Origin of the sequence: Novosphingobium sp. SG720 (assembly GCF_012275365.1) — a bacterium.
Lineage (GTDB): Bacteria > Pseudomonadota > Alphaproteobacteria > Sphingomonadales > Sphingomonadaceae > Novosphingobium > Novosphingobium rhizosphaerae.
In genome coordinates this window covers 123,197-143,914 of record NZ_JAAZQN010000004.1, presented here as the reverse complement: position 1 = coordinate 143,914, position 20,718 = coordinate 123,197, and the positions used below count along the sequence as shown (strand labels likewise).

The 20,718-nt window shown below is 65.1% G+C and carries 21 protein-coding genes and 1 tRNA gene; 4 read left to right on the top strand and 18 right to left on the bottom strand.

Features of this window, described 5'->3' with window-relative positions:
• Positions 1-11: 11 nt before the first annotated feature.
• The 10 genes from FHW94_RS15255 to rpsB form a co-directional block, all read right to left on the bottom strand.
• Positions 12-707: an OmpH family outer membrane protein gene (locus FHW94_RS15255; RefSeq protein ID WP_168556703.1), complete on the bottom strand. Its 696-nt coding sequence runs from the start codon at positions 705-707 to the stop codon at positions 12-14.
• Entirely contained in the window at positions 707-3,376 is a 2,670-nt protein-coding gene (gene bamA / locus FHW94_RS15250; protein ID WP_168556702.1) for an outer membrane protein assembly factor BamA, read from the bottom strand. Before bamA ends, FHW94_RS15255 begins: the two co-directional genes overlap by 1 nt.
• Positions 3,377-3,607: 231 nt before the next feature.
• Positions 3,608-4,756 carry an RIP metalloprotease RseP gene (gene rseP, locus FHW94_RS15245; protein WP_210425695.1) on the bottom strand — a complete coding sequence of 383 codons (1,149 nt, stop codon included), beginning with the start codon at positions 4,754-4,756 and terminating at the stop codon, positions 3,608-3,610.
• Complete coding sequence (locus FHW94_RS15240; protein WP_168556701.1) at positions 4,753-5,916, bottom strand: 1-deoxy-D-xylulose-5-phosphate reductoisomerase; 1,164 nt, start codon at positions 5,914-5,916, stop codon at positions 4,753-4,755. The genes rseP and FHW94_RS15240 overlap by 4 nt, the downstream gene beginning before the upstream one ends.
• Positions 5,913-6,674, bottom strand: a complete 762-nt coding sequence (locus FHW94_RS15235; RefSeq protein WP_246866171.1) for a phosphatidate cytidylyltransferase — start codon at positions 6,672-6,674, stop codon at positions 5,913-5,915. Before FHW94_RS15235 ends, FHW94_RS15240 begins: the two co-directional genes overlap by 4 nt.
• A complete protein-coding gene (gene uppS / locus FHW94_RS15230) occupies positions 6,661-7,305 on the bottom strand; it encodes a polyprenyl diphosphate synthase (protein ID WP_179506565.1) in 645 nt (214 codons plus the stop codon). Before uppS ends, FHW94_RS15235 begins: the two co-directional genes overlap by 14 nt.
• A gap of 80 nt (positions 7,306-7,385) precedes the next feature.
• A complete protein-coding gene (frr, locus tag FHW94_RS15225; RefSeq protein ID WP_168556699.1) occupies positions 7,386-7,943 on the bottom strand; it encodes a ribosome recycling factor in 558 nt (185 codons plus the stop codon).
• Positions 7,944-7,946: 3 nt separating this feature from the next.
• Positions 7,947-8,672 carry a UMP kinase gene (pyrH, locus tag FHW94_RS15220; protein ID WP_168556698.1) on the bottom strand — a complete coding sequence of 242 codons (726 nt, stop codon included), beginning with the start codon at positions 8,670-8,672 and terminating at the stop codon, positions 7,947-7,949.
• Positions 8,673-8,909: 237 nt separating this feature from the next.
• Positions 8,910-9,854 (bottom strand): translation elongation factor Ts, encoded by a 945-nt coding sequence (tsf, locus tag FHW94_RS15215; protein WP_168556697.1) that lies wholly within the window; start codon positions 9,852-9,854, stop codon positions 8,910-8,912.
• A gap of 124 nt (positions 9,855-9,978) precedes the next feature.
• On the bottom strand, positions 9,979-10,734 hold the full coding sequence (rpsB, locus tag FHW94_RS15210; protein WP_168556696.1) for a 30S ribosomal protein S2: 756 nt from the start codon (positions 10,732-10,734) through the stop codon (positions 9,979-9,981).
• A gap of 511 nt (positions 10,735-11,245) precedes the next feature.
• On the opposite strand from rpsB, the gene FHW94_RS15205 reads away from it, so the two are divergent.
• Positions 11,246-11,572 (top strand): hypothetical protein, encoded by a 327-nt coding sequence (locus FHW94_RS15205; protein WP_168556695.1) that lies wholly within the window; start codon positions 11,246-11,248, stop codon positions 11,570-11,572.
• Here the strand turns inward: FHW94_RS15205 and FHW94_RS15200 are convergent.
• The gene (locus FHW94_RS15200; protein WP_168556993.1) at positions 11,544-12,335 is read right to left on the bottom strand and encodes a phosphatidylcholine/phosphatidylserine synthase; all 792 of its coding nucleotides are present in this window, start codon (positions 12,333-12,335) and stop codon (positions 11,544-11,546) included. The genes FHW94_RS15205 and FHW94_RS15200 overlap by 29 nt on opposite strands.
• Positions 12,336-12,340: 5 nt before the next feature.
• Positions 12,341-13,090: a phosphatidylserine decarboxylase gene (locus FHW94_RS15195; protein ID WP_168556694.1), complete on the bottom strand. Its 750-nt coding sequence runs from the start codon at positions 13,088-13,090 to the stop codon at positions 12,341-12,343.
• Positions 13,091-13,308: 218 nt separating this feature from the next.
• On the opposite strand from FHW94_RS15195, the gene FHW94_RS15190 reads away from it, so the two are divergent.
• On the top strand, positions 13,309-13,605 hold the full coding sequence (locus tag FHW94_RS15190; RefSeq protein WP_168556693.1) for a hypothetical protein: 297 nt from the start codon (positions 13,309-13,311) through the stop codon (positions 13,603-13,605).
• Here FHW94_RS15190 and FHW94_RS15185 read toward each other — a convergent pair.
• On the bottom strand, positions 13,587-14,246 hold the full coding sequence (locus FHW94_RS15185; RefSeq protein ID WP_168556692.1) for a S24 family peptidase: 660 nt from the start codon (positions 14,244-14,246) through the stop codon (positions 13,587-13,589). The two genes, FHW94_RS15190 and FHW94_RS15185, sit on opposite strands and share 19 nt — an antisense overlap.
• A 107-nt stretch (positions 14,247-14,353) precedes the next feature.
• On the opposite strand from FHW94_RS15185, the gene FHW94_RS15180 reads away from it, so the two are divergent.
• Entirely contained in the window at positions 14,354-14,602 is a 249-nt protein-coding gene (locus FHW94_RS15180) for an ogr/Delta-like zinc finger family protein (protein WP_210425693.1), read from the top strand.
• A gap of 55 nt (positions 14,603-14,657) precedes the next feature.
• On the opposite strand, the gene FHW94_RS15175 is transcribed toward FHW94_RS15180, so the two are convergent.
• Together FHW94_RS15175 and FHW94_RS15170 are read right to left on the bottom strand one after the other, a co-directional pair.
• On the bottom strand, positions 14,658-14,954 hold the full coding sequence (locus FHW94_RS15175) for a hypothetical protein (protein WP_168556691.1): 297 nt from the start codon (positions 14,952-14,954) through the stop codon (positions 14,658-14,660).
• 284 nt (positions 14,955-15,238) lie between these two features.
• Positions 15,239-15,324: transfer RNA gene (locus FHW94_RS15170), tRNA-Tyr, on the bottom strand.
• 189 nt (positions 15,325-15,513) lie between these two features.
• On the opposite strand from FHW94_RS15170, the gene rlmB reads away from it, so the two are divergent.
• A complete protein-coding gene (rlmB, locus tag FHW94_RS15165; protein WP_168556690.1) occupies positions 15,514-16,362 on the top strand; it encodes a 23S rRNA (guanosine(2251)-2'-O)-methyltransferase RlmB in 849 nt (282 codons plus the stop codon).
• 89 nt (positions 16,363-16,451) lie between these two features.
• Here the strand turns inward: rlmB and FHW94_RS15160 are convergent, their stop codons facing one another.
• The 3 genes from FHW94_RS15160 to FHW94_RS15150 all read right to left on the bottom strand — a co-directional run bounded on the left by FHW94_RS15160 (position 16,452) and on the right by FHW94_RS15150 (position 20,598).
• The gene (locus tag FHW94_RS15160) at positions 16,452-16,724 is read right to left on the bottom strand and encodes an HU family DNA-binding protein (protein WP_168556689.1); all 273 of its coding nucleotides are present in this window, start codon (positions 16,722-16,724) and stop codon (positions 16,452-16,454) included.
• A gap of 217 nt (positions 16,725-16,941) precedes the next feature.
• On the bottom strand, positions 16,942-19,353 hold the full coding sequence (gene lon / locus FHW94_RS15155; protein WP_168556688.1) for an endopeptidase La: 2,412 nt from the start codon (positions 19,351-19,353) through the stop codon (positions 16,942-16,944).
• Positions 19,354-19,521: 168 nt separating this feature from the next.
• Positions 19,522-20,598 carry a VacJ family lipoprotein gene (locus FHW94_RS15150; RefSeq protein ID WP_246866170.1) on the bottom strand — a complete coding sequence of 359 codons (1,077 nt, stop codon included), beginning with the start codon at positions 20,596-20,598 and terminating at the stop codon, positions 19,522-19,524.
• Positions 20,599-20,718: the final 120 nt, after the last annotated feature.

Below are 20,718 nucleotides of genomic sequence, written 5' to 3'. Positions count from 1 at the left end.
CCTGCCTTGCCTTAGCGGCCTTCGGGCGCCTTGGCGCCGGCCTGAGCCGGGGCGGCCTGCTGCTGGGCCTGCTGCTGCGCGGCGGCTTCACGCTGCGCGCGCGGCATCCAGCCGGCGGGCGGCACGAGCTGTGCGGTGGGGATCAGGGCGTTGAGTTCGGTCAGGATATCCTGGCTGATGTTGGACGCCGGATCGCCCTTCACCACGGCCTGCACGTCGAGCACGATCGTGGCGCGGCGCTTGGCCATGGCGCGCTGGGTGGCGTCGTCCAGCTTGTCCGAAATCTGTTCGATCACATACTGTTCGGCCAGGTTCAGCGGCGCCAGGATCTGCTGGATCTCGCGCTTGCCGTCTTCCTGGATCTGCTGGATCTGTTCCACTTCGGCCTGCAGCGCGTTGCGATCGGCCTTGGGGTTCTTCTGGTCGGCCTGGAACTTGTCGGCCAGCGGCTTGAGCTGGGCGTTGATCTGGTCGCTGCGCGTCTTGGCCTGGTCGATCTGCGCCTTGTAGGTGACCGGGCGCTGCTGCATCGCGGTCTGGTAGGCCGACGACGAGCCGACGATCGCCTGCGGATTGGCATAGGCGATGCCGTTGGCGACAGGAGCGGTGGACGCAGCCGGAGCGGCAGCGCGCGATTGAGCCATGGCTGCGGGGGCAGCCGAGATCATCAGGCCCGCGATCAGGGCCGAGGCAATGCGGAGTTTCATCAGAACTGGGTTCCCACGTTGAAAGTGATGGGCTGGGTGTCGTCGCCGTCGACCTTCTTCAAGACCTTGGCGAAGTCGATGCGGAACGGGCCGAATGGCGAGTTCCAGTTGACGCCGACGCCGATAGAGACGCGCGGCTGAGGTGAATTGCCGACGTAGACTTCGTCGTACTTCTGGTAAGTGCTGTTGGCCGTGCCGTCCGAAGCATTGGCCGCAGTGGTGACCTTGCCGGTCAGCGCATCGGTGTAAAGCACGACGCCCGTGCTGGTGGCGGGGCGACGCACGCCCCACACCGCACCGGCATCCATGAAGATCGACGGACGCAGGCCCATTTCGCGCGCGCCGGCGCCCAGCGGAATCTCCATTTCGGCGTGGCCGATATAATAGAAGCGGCCACCCAGTGCGTCGTCGGACCACGAGTTGCGATCGGTGGTGATCGCGCCGAACGTGCCATCGGAATTGCGCGAATAATACTTGCGCAGCACGCGCGGGCCGACGCCGCGAATATCGAAGCCGCGCATCTGGGGCTGGCCCAGGAAGAAGCGATCGGTCAGACGCACGTCGTCCACGGTCGGGTCGCTCGAACGGCTGGCGAGCGGTGCGATCGCGCCGCCTTCGCCGCGCAGGCTGAACACAAAACCCTTGCCCAGCGGCCAATAATGCGCGGCATTGGCGGTGATACGGGCGTATTTCACCGAACCGCCCAGGCCCGCGATATCGCCGCTGAGGAGCCACGAGGTGCCCTTGGTGGGGCGCATGCGGTTGTCCAGCGTATCATAGACCAGCGAGGTGCCGATGATCGAGCTGACGCGGCTGCCGATCGCATCGCACAGATAACGGCCGGCCAGCAGCGGGCTGCACGTGCCGTCGAGGTAATAGGTCGCCTCATCCAGCGTCACGTCGTCGAAGTTGAGCGTGTAGCGCCCGATCAGCGACATGTACTCGGTCAGCGGCACGCCGGCGCGGATCTGGAAGCCGGTGGTGGTCTGCTTGTACGTCGTGTTGCGGTTGGAATTGAGGTAGTTGAAGCTGTTGTAGTCGCGGCGATAGACGTCCACGCCCATCGAGATGTTGCGATCGAACAGGTACGGCTCGGTAAAGCTGACCTGGACGCTGCGCGAATAGTACGAATAGTCGACCGAGAGGCCGATCGTCTGGCCGCGACCGCGGAAGTTGTCCTGGCGGATCGAGGCCTGGAAGATGAAGCTTTCCAGGCTCGAGAAGCCCGCCGAAAGCTGCAGCTGGCCGGTGGGCTTTTCTTCCACGTTGGCTTCGAGCGCGATGCGATCGGGCGTGGTGCCCGGCTTCTGTTCGACTTCGAACTTTTCCTGGAAATAGCCCAGCGACTTGATGCGGTTGGACGAGCGCTTGATCTGGTAGGAATTGAACGCGTCGCCTTCGGCCAGGCGGAATTCGCGACGAATGACCTTGTCCTGCGTCAGCGTGTTGCCGTTGACATCAACCCGCTCGACATAGACGCGCGGCGCTTCCGCAATGCGGAAGTTGATGCCCATGGTGAGGTCATCCTTGTTGCGCGCGAAATCGGGCTGCACGTTGGCAAAGGCATAGCCCAGGCTGCCGGCCGTCTCGCTCAGGCTGTCGACCGTGTCTTCGACCAGCTTGGCGTTGTACCAATCGCCCGCCTTCATCGGCAGCTTCTTGACGAGGCTGTCGCCGTCGATCTCGCGCAGCTGGCTATCGACCTTCACGTCGCCGAACTTGTAGCGCTTCCCTTCCTCCACCACGTAAGTGATGATGAAGTCCTTCTTGTCCGGCGTCAGTTCGGCCACGGCCGAAACCACGCGGAAATCGGCATAGCCCTTGGTCAGGTAGAACTGGCGCAGCTTCTGCTGGTCGAACGCGAGGCGATCGGGATCGTAGCTGGTGCCTGAGGAGAACAGGCGGAAAGCGCGCGACTGCTTGGTCACCATCTCGGTGCGCAGCTCGGTATCCGAGAACTGCGAGTTGCCGATGATGTTGATCTGGCGAACCTTGGACTTGGGCCCTTCGCTGATCTCGAACACGATATCGACACGGTTCTGGTCGAGCATGACCATCTTGGGCTCGACCGAGGCGGCGAATCGGCCCTGGCGCTTGTACAGCTCGATGATGCGCGACACGTCGGCGCGCACCTTGGACCGCGTGAAGATCTGGCGCGCCGAAAGCTTGATCTCGGGAAGGATCTTGTCTTCCTTGAGACGCTTGTTCCCTTCCAGGATGATGCGGTTGACGACCGGGTTTTCCTTGACCTGGATGGTCACGGCGCCGGCGTTGTTGCGCACCTGCACGTCGGCAAAGAGTTCGGTGGCGAACAGGTCCTTGAGCACCTGGTCGGCCGCGGCCTGGGTATAGCGATCGCCCTCGCGCAGGCGGATGTACGAGCGAATCGTATCGGGCTCGAGGCGCTGGGCGCCATCGATGGTGATCGAGGTGACCAGTTGCACCGGTTCGGCAGGGGCTGCCGGAACCGGGGCGGGTACAGCTGCCGGCGCGGCAGCGGGTGCAGCGGCGGCAGCAGACTTGGCCTTGGGCGCGGACTGGGCCAGAGCCGGATTGACCAGCGTGGTCGAGGCGAGCAGCGCCACCGCGAGAGTCGAGGCCCTCGCCGAGGCGGGGTTCGGTGCCCGCGCTGCGGCGGGGGCGGTCAGGCTCGCGTACCGTTCATTCATCACCAAGCGCCATCCCGTCTGAATTCGTAATGTTCCGCCACACTGGCGGTTGCCGGATTTTCGGCACCGCAGCCCTGTGCCCCATGCCGCTTTGCCAATCAAGCAAGCATGGCGCAACGCACCGCATTCACCCCGCATATTGTGGAAAATAATGCGCCGAGGGCCCTTGCCGGGCCCCCTGCCCGGCTTGTGGCCGATCACGTGGCGCCAACGTGGCGCAGATCCAACGGATCAGCCGCCGAAAACCTTTGCTCCAAACAGGCCATGCGCACCGAACAGGTCGAGCGAGGCGACATCGTTGACCGTAACGATCAGCATCAGGGCCACCACCAGCGCCAGCCCGGTGCGAAACGCCCATTCCTGGCCGCGCGCACTGACCGGCCGGCGGCGCACCGCCTCTGCCAGGTAGAAGGCCAGATGCCCCCCGTCCAGCACCGGGATTGGCAACAGGTTGATGAATCCCAGATTAATCGAGATCAGCGCCACGAAGAACACGAAGGGCTGCCAGCCCGAAACAAGTTGCTCGCCCGAGTACTTGGCGATCTTGATCGGCCCGCCCAGTTCCTTCACTTCGCGCCGCCCGGTAACGATCTGGGCAATGCCGGTCACCATCGTATCGACAATGCCGCGCATCTGCCGCGCGCCATCGGCCACGGCCTCGAGCGGGCCCACGCGAACCACTTGCACGCTGGCCGGGCCGATCCCGATGAAGCCGATCTTCTGCACGTTGCCAAAGCGATCCGCATCGGTGCGGGTGGCAGCCACGATGGGCAGCGCCTGGCGCTTGCCGCCGCGGTCAACCACCATATCGAGCGCTTCGCCCGGGTGCTGCGCGACGGTCATCTTCACATCGACGAAGGTATCGACCGCGCCACCGCGCATCGCCACGATCCGGTCACCCACCCGAATGCCGGCCTTTTCCGCCACGGAGCCGGGCTGCACCACGCCCACCACCGGCGCGGCGACCAGCTTGCCATAGGCCATGGTAAAGCCGGAAAGGATGGCCAGCGCGACGAGCAGGTTGGTGACCGGGCCTGCCAGCACGATCAAGGCGCGCTGCCACAGCGGCTTGGCCTGGAACGTGCGGTTGCGCTCGCTGGCCGGCAGCGCCAGCCATTCGGCCGTCGGCTTGCTCGTCGGGCTCATGTCGCCGGCGAACTGGACGTAGCCGCCCAGCGGCAGCAGCGAGAGCTTCCAGCGCGTGCCGCGCTTGTCGGTCCAGCCGACGAGTTCGCGGCCAAAGCCGATGGAAAAGACGTCAGCCTTTACCCCGCACCAGCGCCCGACCAGATAGTGTCCCAACTCGTGCAGGAAAACGAGCGGCCCCAGCACGAGCACGAAGGCCAGGAAACTGGTCAATAGGCCGGGAGTGTGCATCAACGAACGGGCTCCATGCACTCATGTGCGCGCAAGCGGGCTTCCTGGTCAACCGCGATCACATCCGCCAGCGATGCCGGTGGCGAGGGCAGTCCACGGTCCAGGACCGCTTCGACACATGCCACGATCCTGGTGAACCCGATCTTACCAGCCAGGAATGCAGCCACCGCAATTTCGTTGGCGGCATTCAGCACTGCCGGCGCGCCGCCCCCGGCGATCACCGCTTCGCGCGCCAGGCGCGTGGCGGGAAAGCGCTGCTCGTCGGGCTTGCGAAACGTCAGTTCCCCGATCTCGGCCAGATCCAGCGGCGTGCAGGGCGTATCCATGCGTGCGGGCCAAGCGAGGCACGAAGCGATCGGCACGCGCATGTCCGACGGACCGAGTTGCGCCAGGGTGGAACCATCGCGGTACTCGACCATCGAATGAACGATCGATTGCGGATGCACCAGGATACGCAACCGCTCCACGCCCACGGGGAAGAGATGGAACGCCTCGATGAATTCGAGGCCCTTGTTCATCATCGTGGCCGAATCGACGCTGATCTTGGCGCCCATCGACCAGTTGGGATGCTTGACCGCCTGCGCGGGCGTGGCATCGACCAGGCGATCGGCCGCCCAATCGCGGAACGGGCCACCGCTGGCGGTGAGCGTGATCATCCGCACATGCTGCGCAGCATTGCCCGCCAGGCACTGGAAGATCGCGTTGTGCTCCGAATCGACCGGCAGCAGCGTGGCGCCGCTGCGCGCGACGGCGGCGGTCATCACCTCGCCTGCCGAAACCAACGCTTCCTTGTTGGCGAGGGCCACGATCCGGCCGCATTCGATCGCAGCCATGGTGGGGGCAAGGCCGGCACAGCCCACGATCGCCGCCACGGTGATATCAGCCCCGCGCGCCGCAGCCTCTACCAGCGCGGCGGGCCCGGCGGCGGCTTCCACGCCCGAGCCGGCAAGCGCGGCACGCAAGTCTTCGAGACGGGCGGGATCGGCCACGACCGCGAGCCTGGCCGAGAATTCGCGGGCCAGGGCCGCCAGTTCGGCCACTTGGGCGTGGGCGGTCAGTGCCTCCACCCGAAAAGCCGACGGATTGCGCCGCACCAGATCGAGCGTGGAAGCGCCGATCGAGCCGGTGGCCCCCAGGACGGTGATCGTGCGTTGCGCGGTCATGCCGGTGCACCCAGCGCCCAGGCCGTGCCGACGATGATCGCCACCGGCAGCAGGCCATCGACGCGATCGAAAAAGCCGCCGTGGCCCGGAATGAGGCGCGAGGAATCCTTGACCCCTGCCCGCCGCTTGAGCCACGATTCGTAGAAATCGCCCGCTTGCGCGGCCACCGCAAGCGCCGCGCCGGCGAGCGCCGCCACGCCCAGGTTGGCGATATGCAATGCTTCTGCCAGGCTTGGCCCGGTGGGACCGATGCCGCTGATCAGCCAGGCACCGCCCAGCGTGAACAGGCCGGTCCACAGCCCCGCCGCCGCCATGCCGCCAGCCAGCCCCGCCCAGGTCTTGGACGGACTGATGCGCGGGGCGATCTTGGGGCCGCCCAGCGCCCGGCCGGTGAAATAGGCGCCAGTGTCGGTGCAGATGACGAGGCCCATGACGGCGACGAGCAGCGGCGTGGGCATCACGATCAGCGCCAGCGCCCCCCACCCGACGTAGACAGCGCCGGTGATCACGGCAGCGCCCATGCGCGCGGGATCGGGCGCGATGCGCGAAACCAGACGCACGTATTCGCCAAACACGACAAGGCCGACCAGCGCGATAAACGCATCGAGCGCCACGCCGCCCCGCCACACGGCAAGCCCGGCCACTGCCAGCATGACCACCGCCGATGCCACGCGCACCGGCAGGTCCGACCGTTTGGCAGGCACGGCCGCGGCAGAGGGCGCCGTATCGGACGCGCCGTGCGGATCAGCGCCCGCCAAAGCGCCGCTCCCGCTCGGCAAACTGGTCCAGCGCCTCGCGCAGGTGCTCAGGGGTAAAATCGGGCCACAGCACCGGGGTGAAGACCATTTCGGCATAGGCCGCCTGCCACAGCAGGAAATTCGACAGGCGCACTTCGCCCGACGTGCGGATCAGCAGATCGAGCGGCGGCAGGTCTGCCGTATCGAGCTCGGCCGCGATGGTTTCGGGCGTGATCTCGCCCTTGGCGGCGGCGCGGGCGGCAGCACGGGCGATTTCCTGCTGCGAGCCATAGTTCAGCGCGATCGCCAGCGTCAGGCGGGTGTTGCCGGCGGTGCGCGCCAGCGCCGCATCGATCAGTTCGACCAGGTCGGGCGCGAGCGCACGATAATCACCGATGATCTTGAGGCGCACGCCGTTGCGATCGATCTCGTCGATGTCGCTGCGGATGAACGTGCGCAGCAAGCCCATGAGATCCGAGATTTCCTCGGCCGGGCGCTTCCAGTTTTCCGAACTGAACGCATAGAGCGTCAACGCTTCCAGGCCCAGGTCTCCCGCTGCGCGCACGGCTGCACGCACCGCTTCCACGCCGCGCTTGTGGCCAAACACACGGGGCATGAATCGCTTCTTGGCCCAGCGCCCGTTGCCATCCATGATGATGGCAACGTGACGGGCCACGGGGGCAGCATCGCCCCCGGCGTCGCGAACCTGCGGCACGGGAACCGGCGCGGCGCTCACTTGCCCAGGATTTCCTTTTCCTTTTGCGCGGCCGCTTCGTCCAGCGCCTTGATCGTCTCGTCGGTCAGCTTCTGGACTTCGGTTTCCAGACGCTTGCGCTCGTCTTCCGAAATTTCCTTCTTGGCTTCGTCGGCCTTCAGGGCTTCCATGCCATCGCGGCGAACGTTGCGCACGGCAATGCGCGCGCCTTCGGCATACTTGCTGGCCAGCTTGGCCAGTTCCTTGCGGCGTTCCTCGGTCAGATCGGGAATCGGCAGGCGCAGGTTGTTGCCGTCGTTGATCGGGTTGAGGCCCAGGCCCGCCGAACGGATCGCCTTTTCCACCGGGCCCACGTTGGAGCGATCCCACACCTGCACCGAAAGCAGGCGCGGTTCGGGCGCGGAAACGGTGGCCAGCTGGTTGAGCGGCATGTGGCTGCCATAGACTTCGACCGTGACGGGATCGAGCAACGCGACATTGGCACGGCCGGTGCGCAGGCCGGCCAGATCGCCCTTGAGCGCTTCGACCGCACCTTTCATGCGGCGCTCCAGATCGCCCTTGTCATATTTTGCCATGGATCAGGCTTCCTTCCGAACGGTGGTCTGCGTGCCCTCGCCAGCCAGCACGCGGGCGAGATTGCCCTGCTCGCGGATCGAGAACACGACGATGGGAATGTTGTTGTCGCGGCACAGTGCCACGGCCGAGGCGTCCATCACCTGAAGATTGTGCGCCAACACCGTGTCATAGTCGATGGTGTCAAAGCGCTTGGCCGCCGGGTCTTTCTTGGGATCGGCGTTATAGACACCGTCCACGCTGGTGCCCTTGAACAGGGCATCGCACTGCATTTCGGCGGCGCGCAGGGCAGCGCCGGAATCGGTGGTGAAATAGGGGGCGCCCACGCCCGCGGCAAAGATCACCACGCGGCCCTTGGCCAGGTGCCGCTCGGCGCGGCGACGGATCACCGGCTCGCACACCTGGTCCATCTGCACCGCCGATTGCACGCGGGTATCAACCCCCAGCTTTTCCAGGGCAGACTGCATGGCCAGCGCGTTCATCACCGTGGCGAGCATGCCCATGTAATCGGCCTGGGCGCGGTCCATGCCCTTGGCAGCGCCGGCCATGCCGCGAAAGATGTTGCCGCCGCCGATGACCAGGCAGATTTCCAGGCCTGTTTCCTTGGCAGCCTTCACTTCGGCCGCCAGCGCCGCAACGAAATCGGTGTCGATGCCGAACTGCTGGTTGCCCATCAGCACTTCGCCCGAAAGCTTGAGCAGGATGCGCTTGAACTTTGCAGGGCTGGTCATGGGGCGTTCGGGTCTCGCAACTACGGGGCAGGAATGGATGGCGGGCGTGCTGACGTGAGCCGGCGGCCCCCACCACCCTTGGTTCGCGCCCTTATACGCAGCGCATCGGCCGTGCCAAGGGCGCGGGTGCGGTTTAGCGGCTGATGAACGCAAACGTCCCCGCTGCAACAGGGGCCGGCGGCTTGTTCATGAACAAGGCCAGGCCCCGGTTGCGCGGGGACGCATGCCAAGCAATGCTTACTTGAGGCCGGCTGCAGCCGCCACTTCGGCGGCGAAGTCGGTTTCTTCCTTCTCGATGCCTTCGCCCAGCTGGAAGCGGACGTAGTCGACCAGGGCGATCTTGGCGCCGGCAGCCTTGCCAGCAGCGTCGACGACCTGCGAGATCGGGGTCTTGCCGTCCATCACGAACAGCTGCGAAAGCAGAGCGTTTTCCTTGGCATACTTGGCCACGGCGCCGTCAGCGCGCTTGGCCAGGATTTCTGCCGGGATTTCCTTGCCGCTCTTGGCAGCTTCTTCGGTCGCCTTTTCCAGGGCGATCTTGCGCTCGCGCTCGAGCACGGTCGGATCGAGGTCTTCGGCCGAAAGCGCCTGCGGGAAGGCAGCAGCGATGTGCATCGCGATCTGCTTGCCGAGCGGCTCGAGCACATCGGCGCCAGCTTCGGATTCGAGCGCGACGAGCACGCCGATCTTGCCCAGGTTGGTGGCGGCGGCGTTGTGCATGTAGGGCACGACGATGCCGTTGGTCACGGCCACGTGCTTGATGCGGCGCAGCTGCTGGTTTTCACCGATGGTAGCAACGTTGTTGGTCAGCTTGTCGGCCACGGTGCCGCCGTCGGGATAGGCAGCAGCCTTGAGCGCTTCCACGTCAGCCGCGCCGGTTTCCAGCGCCACTTCGGTCGACTTGCGGACGAAGTCCTGGAACTGGTCGTTCTTGGCGACGAAGTCGGTTTCCGAGTTGACTTCGACGGCCACGCCCTTGGTGCCCGAAACGGCCACGCCAACCAGGCCCTCGGCCGCGGTGCGGCTGGACTTCTTGGCAGCGGCAGCCAGGCCCTTGGCGCGCAGCGCGTCGACAGCGGCTTCGAAATCGCCGCCGGCTTCGTCCAGGGCCTTCTTGCAGTCCATCATGCCGGCGCCGGTGCGCTCGCGCAGGTTCTTCACGTCAGCGGCGGTGTAAGCCATCGCGTTGGTCCTTTGTCTGAAACGGTGCGGCCGCGGCTGCACGCGCCGCGGCCCTACTTCATGAAACGGGACAATTCGGTGACGGCGCCGTTTGCGGCGCCGCCGCCGTCATGCCGGATGCCGATCAGCCTTCGATGGCTTCTTCGGCAACCGGTTCGTCCAGCGCGCCCAGGTCCACGCCCGCGGCATAGGCGGCGTCACGGCCACCCTTGGTCGCTGCAGCGGCCACGGCTTCGCAGTAGAGGCGGATGGCGCGGCTGGCGTCGTCGTTGGCCGGGATCGGGAACGCGATGCCTTCGGGCGACACGTTCGAGTCGAGGATGGCAACGACCGGGATACCCAGGACGTTGGCTTCCTTGATCGCCAGTTCTTCCTTGTTGGCGTCGATCACGAACATCACGTCGGGGATGCCGCCCATGTCGCGGATGCCGCCGAGCGACAGTTCGAACTTGTCGCGTTCGCGGGTGAGCTGGAGGACTTCCTTCTTGGTGAGACCGGTGGTGTCACCCGAAAGCTGTTCTTCCAGCGCCTTGAAGCGCTTGATCGAGCCCGAGATGGTCTTCCAGTTGGTGAGCATGCCGCCCAGCCAGCGATGGTTGACATAGTGCTGGCCCGAAGCGCGCGCGGCCTGGGCGATCGGTTCCTGCGCCTGGCGCTTGGTGCCCACGAACAGCACCTTGCCGCCGGCCTGGACCGTGGCAGAGATGAATTCGAGCGCGCGCGACATCAGCGGAACGGTCTGCGACAGGTCGAGGATGTGGATGCCGTTGCGGGCGCCGAAGATGTACGGCTTCATCCGCGGGTTCCAGCGGTGGGTCTGGTGGCCGAAGTGGGCGCCAGCCTCGATCAGTTGCTGCATGGTGACGACGGGAGCCGCCATAGTCATTTCCTTCCGGTTTCACCTCTGGAGCGCTGGAACCGCGCGGAGAACCCGCAGCTGGCACCGGTATGTGCGCGCCCCATGTGGACTGGCCCGGCTGTCATGAAGGCGGCGGAATGCCGCGAATCATCGCTGGGCTGCGCGGCCCATAGCGCGCACCACCAGACTTTGCCACCGGAAATACCCTTAGCAGTGATTCGCGTGGATAACGGCCGCCCGGCGCACCGCAACCACGGCTGATCGCGGCCCGATCGACGGGAATTCACGGCGGTTCCGACGCAGATTCCTCGATTTTCGATCTAAGCACAAATACTTAGGACGAGCACAAAGGTGCTTGAAATTCCAGTTGACGCGCTGGAACAAAAGTGGAACATTCAGGACGTCAACGGGGCCAAGAGGAACCGTTCACGAACGATCGAGTTATCCACAACACAAGCGCTTGCTGTCAAGTCTCGGTCACAGGTTGCCCGGATTGGCCGCCCGCCCTCTTGTCTTCGGAAAGGCTTTTGCCATGCTCGCCACTCTCGCTTCGCTCGTCATTGCCGGCGCCGGCGTTGCAGCCCTGGTTGCCGTTGCGGCCACCTGGCGCGGGCAGCTTGGTGCCATCCGCCAGCTTCTTGCCGATGCGCGCGCACTCGAACAGGCCGACGCGCTCGACCTCGATCGCGCCTTTCTGGCGCGCCTCGTCGAATGCCCGATGGCCGATCCGGCCGCCCTTGATCCGGCTGCGGCCGATCCGGCCCCTGCCCTGCGTCCCGTGATTCGCAATGTCCGCCGCGTGGCGCCGCGTGCGGCGCCCCAACCGGTGGTTACTGGACCGCGCCGCGCTGCCGCTTGAGGCGGGCGTAGCGCACCACGCCCAAGGGGATGAGCGCCAGGTAAAGCGCGCAAATCCCCACCAGGGTCAACCAGGGTTCGGTCAACAGCGCGGCAAAGACCAGACCGGTCAGCGCGATCAATTCCAGGCGAATGGTCTTGCGCGGACGGAATGAAGACCAGCCCGGCGTTGCCATGTTGGAAATCATCATGAACGCGATCAGCGCCGCCCAGGCCGCCACGAACACGGGATGGCGCAACTCGTCCCGGCCGCTGGCAATCCACAGATAGAGTGGCAGGAACGAAAGCCCCGCCCCGGCTGGTGCCGGAACACCGGTGAGAAAACCGGCGGACTTATGTGGCTGCTCTTCCATGTCGATGCGCGCGTTGAAGCGCGCCAGGCGCAGCGCGCAGCACACCGCGAGCGCAAGGGCCGCAAACCAGCCAAAGCGCGGCATCTGCTGCAACGACCACAGATAGAGGATGAGCGCCGGCGCGACACCGAACGAGATCGCGTCGGACAGGCTGTCCAACTCGGCGCCAAAGCGCGATTGCGCCTTCATCAGCCGCGCCACGCGGCCATCGATGCCATCGAGCATCCCGGCCAGGATCACCGCCAGGACAGCGCCGCGAAAATCGCCGCCGATCGCAAAGCGGATGCCGGTCAACCCGCAACACAGCGCGGCCGACGTAATCGCGTTGGGCACCAACCCACGCAGGGTCAGCCCGCGTGGCAGGCGATGGCGCCCGAAATCCTCACCGGAAAACGCTTCCTCATCCCCCAAGGGTGTCACTGGCTGATGCCCTCGATCAGCGGAGCGTCGCCGATTTCGGCCAGGACGGTTTCACCGGCGACCACGCGCTGGCCGATCAGCACCTTGGGCTCGGTGCCGACGGGCAGATAGACATCAACACGGCTGCCAAAGCGAATCAGGCCCACGCGCTGGCCCACGGCCACGATGTCTCCGCCCTTGACGAAAGGCACGATGCGGCGCGCCACCAGGCCAGCGATCTGGGTAAAGCCGATCTTCACGCCGTCGCTGCGTTCGACCAGAAAATGCTGGCGCTCATTCTCTTCGCTCGCCTTGTCGAGATCGGCGTTGAGGAATTTGCCGGGAATATAGACCACGCGGCGAATCGTGCCGCCGATCGGCGAACGGTTCACGTGCACATCGAACACCGACATGAAGATCGACACGCGGGTGACCGGCGTGGGGTCCATCGCAGGCTGCCCGCTGCCATCGTCGGCGGAAAGCTCGCGCGGGGGCGCAACCTTCTGGATCAGCGTGATCAGGCCATCGGCCGGCGCCACCACAAAGCGATCGTCACGCGGCGTGACTCGCACCGGATCGCGGAAGAACGCCAGCACGCCAAGCGTGAGGAACACCAGCGGCCAGGCCACGATGCTGCCACCGAACACGGCAGCGATCAGCGCGATGGCCCCGGCAATGGCGCCAAACTTGCGCCCTTCGGGATGGATGGAGGGCCAGGACCAACCGGCATTGCCGCGTCCGCGATTGTCAAAAATGTCACCAGGCATGGCGCCGGTCTAGGCGCTGGCGCGCCGCGCGGCAAGCGTGTGGCACGCAGCCACCCACCAAGCGCGCTCACAGATCGACCGGCGCAATGGCCTTGACTGCCGCCACCTCGTTGTAAAGCATTGTTCTACAACGCCCATCCGTCGCTTAATTGCCAAAAATGGAGTGCTATGGCCGGGCCCCATGATGGGCAAGCCCCTGAACCGAAAGAGCCCACGCCATGCTGCCCTTCCCCTATCCATTCTGGCCCATCTGGCTGTTCAGCCTGACCGCCGCCGCATCGATCGTGCTCGCCCGCCTGGCCAACCGGATTGTCCCCGGCCCGGGCCATCGCCCGATCTGGCGCCATGTCTGGCGCGAATGCCTCGCCCTGCCTGCCTTTGCCACGCTGGCTACGATCGCAGCCATGCAGCAGGGCGCCGCGCCGCTGGCCTCACCACTGATCGCCATGATGCTGGCGCTCGCCGGATTTCGCCGGGTGGCCCGCGCTACCGTTCGCTACATCTTGCGGAAATAAGCGACAACGCGGCCCAGCACGTGCACTTCGCCATCATAAGCAGTGATCGGCGTGATCGCAGGATTGTCTGCCATCAGTAGCCAGCCGCCGTCCTGGCTGGGCCGCAACCGCTTGACGCAGCCCAACCCACAGTAGCTCACGGCCCAAACCTGATCTGCCAGGCGGGGCGTGTTCTGGGTCGTGTCGATGAGCAGCAGATCATTGTCCAGGATCGTGGGGATCATGCTGTCCCCCGATCCGCGCGCGATGATCAGGCTTTCGGCCGGCGCGCGCGTGTAGAGATCGAGCCATTCGCGCGGAAACATGCGCTGCACATCGGCAATCGGCTGGTCGAGATAGGCCGCGCCCAAGCCGATCGCCAGATCCACTTCCCGCACCGGCACCAGGCCCATTTCATGTGCCACCACCGCCACCGAAGGCAGGCGTGGCCCGTCGGCGGCAACCTCGTCGGTTTCACCCGTGAGATATTCCACGCTGGTTTCCAGCGCGCGGGCGATGGCGTGGAGATGGCGGGACCCCTGTGCACCTTTGCGGATCAGATGATTCACGCTGGGCTGCGAAATCCCGACACGACGCGCCAATTCTGCCTGCGAGAGGCCCAGTGCGCTGATTCGCGCGGCAATGCGATCGCCCAATGTCATGGCGATGGATCTATAGCTTTAACTATAAAATATCAATACGTTTGTCTATTGATCCAGATATAGACAATGCTATTATAGCTTAGTCGATAAAAACGGAGATTCCCCCTATGCCCCCCACCTGCTCCAGCGAGGCCCGCACGGGACGCCTGCGCTGCCCGCATTGCCACACGCCCGGCCAACGGCGGTCCAGCCGTCCGGTCACCGACACCCATCGCGAAATCTATTACCAGTGCAGCAACGTGGCGTGTGGCCACACCTGGAAAGCCAGCGAGACATACGATTATGGCCTGGTGCCCAGCGCCACGCCCGATCCGCGCGTGACTTTGCCGCAAAGGCCGGCACGCTCAGGCGCATAAGCCACCGCCTGGCTGGCCGGCCTGCAAATTTCGAAGAACGAGCCCAAGGCCAGGATCAGCCCCTGATCGGCAGGGCTTCCACGTTGCCGGCCGGCGCCGGGATGCGGAAAGGAAAGCCAGGCTCTCGCGCGAAGGATTCCACTTCGTTTCCGGCAATGATCGCCCCGCTTTCGGTCACGACCCGGAAGATGCTCCGATCTTCCGTTTCCCAGCGCAGGAGCATCAGCATGATCTTGGCCAGAGCCTCGGGGCGGACGCTGCCGATGCGTTGGAAGCCCTTGGCACGTGGGCCAACGGCATCCTCGGGCGGTGTCCACTCGAGCCAGGCCAGTTCGGTCCAGTTTCTGTCCATCGTCACCTCAAGACTGGCGGTGAGGCCCGCCCGGCTTCGATCGGCCGGGCATCACCGGATGTTTGTCATGATTTTCCGACACTTCCTTAGGGCAATTTACTAAAGTTAACAATCATCCAATTGAGGTAAAGTGCTGGCTTCACCGGATGCGGGCGCGGCGGATGACGAGGCGTTGGCGACGCTGGTGCGGCTTGCCATGGCATGGACGCGACACGCCAAGCCCCCGAGCGCTCGAGGTGCATCGGGCAGCCGTAAACATCGTCATGATGATCAGAGAGCACTGGTGGTGGACAGGGCTAGATTCGAACTAGCGTACGCTTGCGCGGGCAGATTTACAGTCTGCTGCCTTTAACCACTCGGCCACCTGTCCACACCAGATTTGCCGGTGCGAGGAGCGCCTTTTTCAAGGGTTTCCCGCGTTTGAATGGGCCGTTTCGCTGCAAGCGATCCGGTCCGTCCGGCCGAGTGAGAGGCCCTTTGGCGAACCATCGCTTGCCTGTCAATGGGGGGGCTGGCTAAGGGCGATGCAGTTTTCGATTTTTATGCACAGGTGTTCGCAATGCCCCGCCACGATGATGACCAAGACAACCGCCGCGATGCCGGCAAGAAAGGCCGCTCCCTGCGCGGCCGGGCCGGGCGCAACCAGGGCGGCCGGGGATCGGGCCGGGGCAGCACCGGAACGGTGCGGCTGTGGGGCCGCCATGCGGTGGAAGCGGCGCTGACCAATCCCAACCGCACCGCCAAGAAGCTGTGGGGCACGCGCGAGGCGATCCAGGAGATGCTGGACGACCATGACGCGGAACTGCCGCGCGACCTGCCGGTGGAATACGCCCAGGCCGTCGACCTGGCGCGCCTGGTGGCACGTGACGCGCCGCACCAGGGCCTGGTGCTGGAATGCCTGCCGCTGGACGACGTGGCGCTGGACGACGTGCTGGAAGAAGCCGAGGGACGCACGCTGGTGCTGCTCGACCAGGTGACCGACCCGCACAACGTCGGCGCTATCCTGCGCTCGTGCGCTGCGTTCGATGTGGCGGCGCTGATCACCCAGGATCGCCACGCTCCGCCCGAGTCGGGGACGCTGGCCAAGTCCGCATCGGGCGCGCTGGAAGTGGTGCCCTGGGTGCGGGTGGTGAACCTGGCCCGTGCGCTCGAACTGATTGCCGACGCCGGCTATTGGCGAATCGGGCTTGATGGCGAAGGCGACGCGGCGTTTCCCCATGCCCTGCCGAGCGGCCCGGTCGCCCTGGTGCTGGGCGCGGAAGGCGAAGGCATGCGCCACAATGTGATGCAGCATTGCGATGCCCTGGCCCGCCTGCCGATCAGCGGCGCGATCGAAAGCCTCAACGTGTCGAACGCGGCGGCCATCGCGCTCTATGCCGCCGCCACGCGCGAGGTGGATGAAGACTGACCCCGCATCCAATTATATTTTCCCACAAAAAAAGGGCCGCGTCGGCATGCGACGCGGCCCTTTTTTCTGCGGCATGCCGCGCGATGCGATCAGTTGACCGCGTCCTTGAGGCCCTTGCCCGCCTTGAACTTGGGCTGCGCCGACGCCTTGATCGACATCGGTTCGCCCGTGCGGGGGTTGCGGCCGGTGGACGCCTTGCGCTTGGCCACCGAGAACGTGCCAAAACCGACCAGTCGCACTTCTTCACCCTTGGACAGGGCGCCGGTGATCGATTCGAACACTGCCTCCACGGCCTTGATCGTATCGCTCTTCGACAGGCCGCTCACATCGGCGACGGCGCTGATCAGATCGTTCTTGTTCATGTGCGGAACCCCCTACCTCTTTATGGGACAGTAAGCGTTGGAAAATCGTGATTTCGGGTGCGCGGAAAAGAGCCGAGAAAAAAACCGCTGTCAAAGGCAAATACGCGGCAAACGCTAGATTTATCCCCGAAAACGGCGGACTTGGCGGGCAGACAAAAGCCACGCGCAACGATGTTGCGCGTGGCTCCCGTCAAACTACGGTAAGCAACGGCTGCGATCAGTGCGCGGTGGGCGCCGCCGGAGCGCTGCCGGGCAGTGGTGCAGCCGCTGGCTGGGTCGCCAGATCGTCGGCTTCGGTCCACTCGATCGCTTCCACCGGGCCGACAAGGGCGCGTGAGAGCACTTCATCGACATGGCTGACCGGCACGATATCGAGGCCCTCACGGATGTTGGCCGGGATTTCGGCCAGATCCTTGCGGTTCTCTTCGGGGATCAGCACCGTCTTGATGCCGCCACGCAACGCCGCCAGCAGCTTTTCCTTGAGCCCGCCGATGGCCAGCACGCGGCCGCGCAACGTCACTTCGCCGGTCATTGCCACGTCGGCCCGCACCGGGATGCCGGTGAGCGTCGAGACCATGGCCGTGACCATGCCGATGCCCGCACTTGGCCCATCCTTGGGCACGGCGCCTTCGGGCAAGTGGATGTGCAGGTCCTTGCGCTGGAAGATCGAAGGCTTGATGCCATAGGCCGGGCTGCGCGCCTTGACGAAGCTGAACGCCATCTGGACGCTTTCGCTCATCACTTCGCCCAGCTTGCCGGTCGTGCGCACCGCACCCTTGCCGGGCACCGTCACGCTTTCGATCGTCAGCAGTTCGCCACCCACTTCGGTCCAGGCGAGGCCGGTGACGGCGCCGACCTGGTTTTCCTCGTCCGATACGCCATGGCGGAACTTGCGCACGCCGGCGAACTCGTCGAGGTTTTCGGGCGTGATGGTGACGCTCTTTTCCTGGCCTTCCAGGATCTTGCGCAGCGACTTGCGGGCCAGACGGGCAATTTCCCGTTCCAGCGTACGCACCCCGGCTTCCCGCGTGTAATAGCGGATCAGATCGCGCAGCGCGTCCTGCTCGAGCGTGAATTCGCCCTTGCGCAATCCGTGCGCCTCCACCTGCTTGCTCACCAGGTGGCGTTCGGCAATCTGGACCTTCTCATCCTCGGTATAACCTTCGAGGCGGATGATCTCCATGCGGTCGAGCAGCGGCTGCGGCAGGTTGAGACTGTTGGCCGTGCACACGAACATCACGTCGGACAAATCGATGTCCAGCTCCAGGTAGTGGTCCTGGAACTTGGCGTTCTGTTCGGGATCGAGCACTTCGAGCAGCGCCGAGGCCGGATCGCCGCGGAAATCCTGGCCAAGCTTGTCGATTTCATCGAGCAGGAACAGCGGGTTGGACGCACCAGCCTTGCGCAGGTTGGTGACGATCTTGCCCGGCAGCGAGCCGATGTAGGTGCGCCGGTGACCACGGATCTCGGCCTCGTCGCGCACGCCGCCCAGCGACTGGCGGATGAACTGGCGGCCGGTGGCCTTGGCAATCGACTTGCCCAGCGAGGTCTTGCCCACGCCCGGCGGGCCGACGAGGCACAGGATCGGCCCCTTGAGCTTGTTGGTGCGCGCCTGCACGGCCAGGTATTCGACGATGCGATCCTTGACCTTGTCAAGCGCGTAGTGATCGGCATCCAGGATCGCCTGGGCGCCCGGGATGTCCTTCTTGAGCTTGGAGCGCTTGCCCCAGGGCAGGCCCAGCAGCACATCGAGGTAGTTGCGGATGACCGTTGCTTCCGCGCTCATCGGCTGCATGGTCTTGAGCTTCTTGAGCTCGGCATTGGCCTTGGCGCGGGCTTCCTTCGACAGCTTGAGATTGTCGATCTTGTCCTGCAGTTCCTGGACTTCGTTGGCTTCCTCGCCATCGCCGCCGCCCAGTTCGGACTGGATCGCCTTCAACTGTTCGTTGAGGTAATATTCGCGCTGGGTCTTTTCCATCTGGCGCTTCACGCGGCCACGGATCTTGCGCTCCACCTGGAGCACGCCCAGTTCGCCTTCCATGAAGGAAAGCACCATTTCCAGCCGCTTGAGCGCGTCGGTTTCCGAAAGCACGGCCTGCTTGTCGGCCACCTTGGCCGCCAGGTTGGCCGCCACGGCATCGGCGAGCTTGCCGGCATCCTCGATATCGCCCAGCTGCTGCCCGGCATCCTGCGGCAGCTTTTTGGAAAGCTTGGCATATTCGGCGAACTGATCGACGACCGAGCGCATCATGGCCGACACTTCGGTGCCGGAAACGACTTCGGGATCGATCTGCACCACCTCGGCCATCAGCATATCGCCGTGGCTGGTGCTCTGCGGGTTGAGCGATTCGAGCTGGGCACGATGGTGCCCTTCGACAAGCACGCGCACCGTGCCATCGGGCAGCTTGAGCAGCTGAAGCACGCTGGCGATCACACCGGTTTCATAGAGATCGTCGCGATCGGGATCGTCGCAGCCGGGATCGAGCTGGGCCAGCAGGAAAATGTCTTTCGAGCCCGCCATGGCGGCTTCGAGCGCGGCGACCGACTTTTCGCGGCCGACAAACAGAGGCACGACCATACCGGGAAACACCACGATGTCGCGCAACGGAAGCAGGGGATACAAAGTCATAAGTGCAAATGTCCGTCCCACCTGCCGCACAAGAACCCAAACCGGCAGGGCTTGTCACAGATATGGGGTGCAAGGCGCCGCCCCGCAATGCCCAAGCGGCAAGACGGTTGGGGATTGCCCGATTTCAGCCCTTTTGGCCGTTTTATGCGATTTGCTGCGTCGGCGCGATCACGGCGTGGCGGGCGCCGGGGTGGGTTGCGCAATGGGGGGCAGGACGACCGGTGGCAGCACCTGGCCATCAGGGGCCCGGGCCGTGCCGGGGGCAGCCGCCGGCGCCGGCGGTGCGACGACATTGGGCGCGCTGGTGCCGGGCGCGGGTACCGGCGCCTTGGGCTTGCGGCCCTTCAACTCGTCGATCTGCGCCTGGCGGGCGGCAAGATAGGCCTGCTTGGTCGCCAGATAGGGATCGCCGGCCGCACGGATCGCCTTGATGCGGCGGTCATCGTCGAGACGATCGTTGAGCGAGCGCACGACGAAGCTGCCGGTGACGTAATAGGGGCTGCGCAGCGGCCCACCGACGATCGCCGGCAGGAACGCGCGATCGATGCCCAGCCCGATCACGTCGCGCAGAGTGGTGGGGCCGACCAGCGGCACGAACAGGAACGGCCCGGGACCGACGCCATAATAAGCCAGGGTATTGGCAAAGCCGTTGCGCCGGTAGGGCAGCTTGAACGGCTTGGCCACGGCAACATCGAGCAGCCCGGCCACGCCGACCGTGGAATTGATCGCAAAGCGGCCGAGCGTTTCGGCCGCCTTCCCCGGCTTGAGCTGCAAAAGGAAATTGAGCGCCACGACCGGCTCGGTCAGGTTGGTGAAAAAGTGACGCAGGCCGGCGCGAATGGGATAGGGCACGGCCGAACCATAGGCCTTGGCCGCAGGTTCGATCAGCGCGCGGTCGACCGCCTGGGTGGCGGCAAACGTCACTTTGTTGAGCGCGATGACCGGATCGCCCGGCGGCGGCCCGCGCCGCGCGTTGACGACGATCGCGCTGTCGTCAGCCGGTTGATCGTTGGCAGCCACGGGCGGCGTTGCCCCGGTCGAACCCGAAGGGGCGAGCGGGGGCAAGACGATCGGCGGCAGGATCTGCCCATCGGGGGCACGCGAAGGCACCGCCCCATCGGCTGGGGCAGCGGCGGGCGCCGCAACAACGGCCGCAGGTGCGCCGTTCGTGGCCGGCGGTGGCACGGCGCCTTCATCAATCGGCGTGGTCCCGGCCAACGCAGCGGCAAGCAATACGATCATCATGTCCCCGTAGGCGATCTCGCCATGACTGGGCGCTGAACAGAAGCGTTACATACGCGGCTGTTGCTCGGCGCACCTGGTCATGACGGAACAACGGCCTTCCAAAAAGGTTGCGCGACCCGA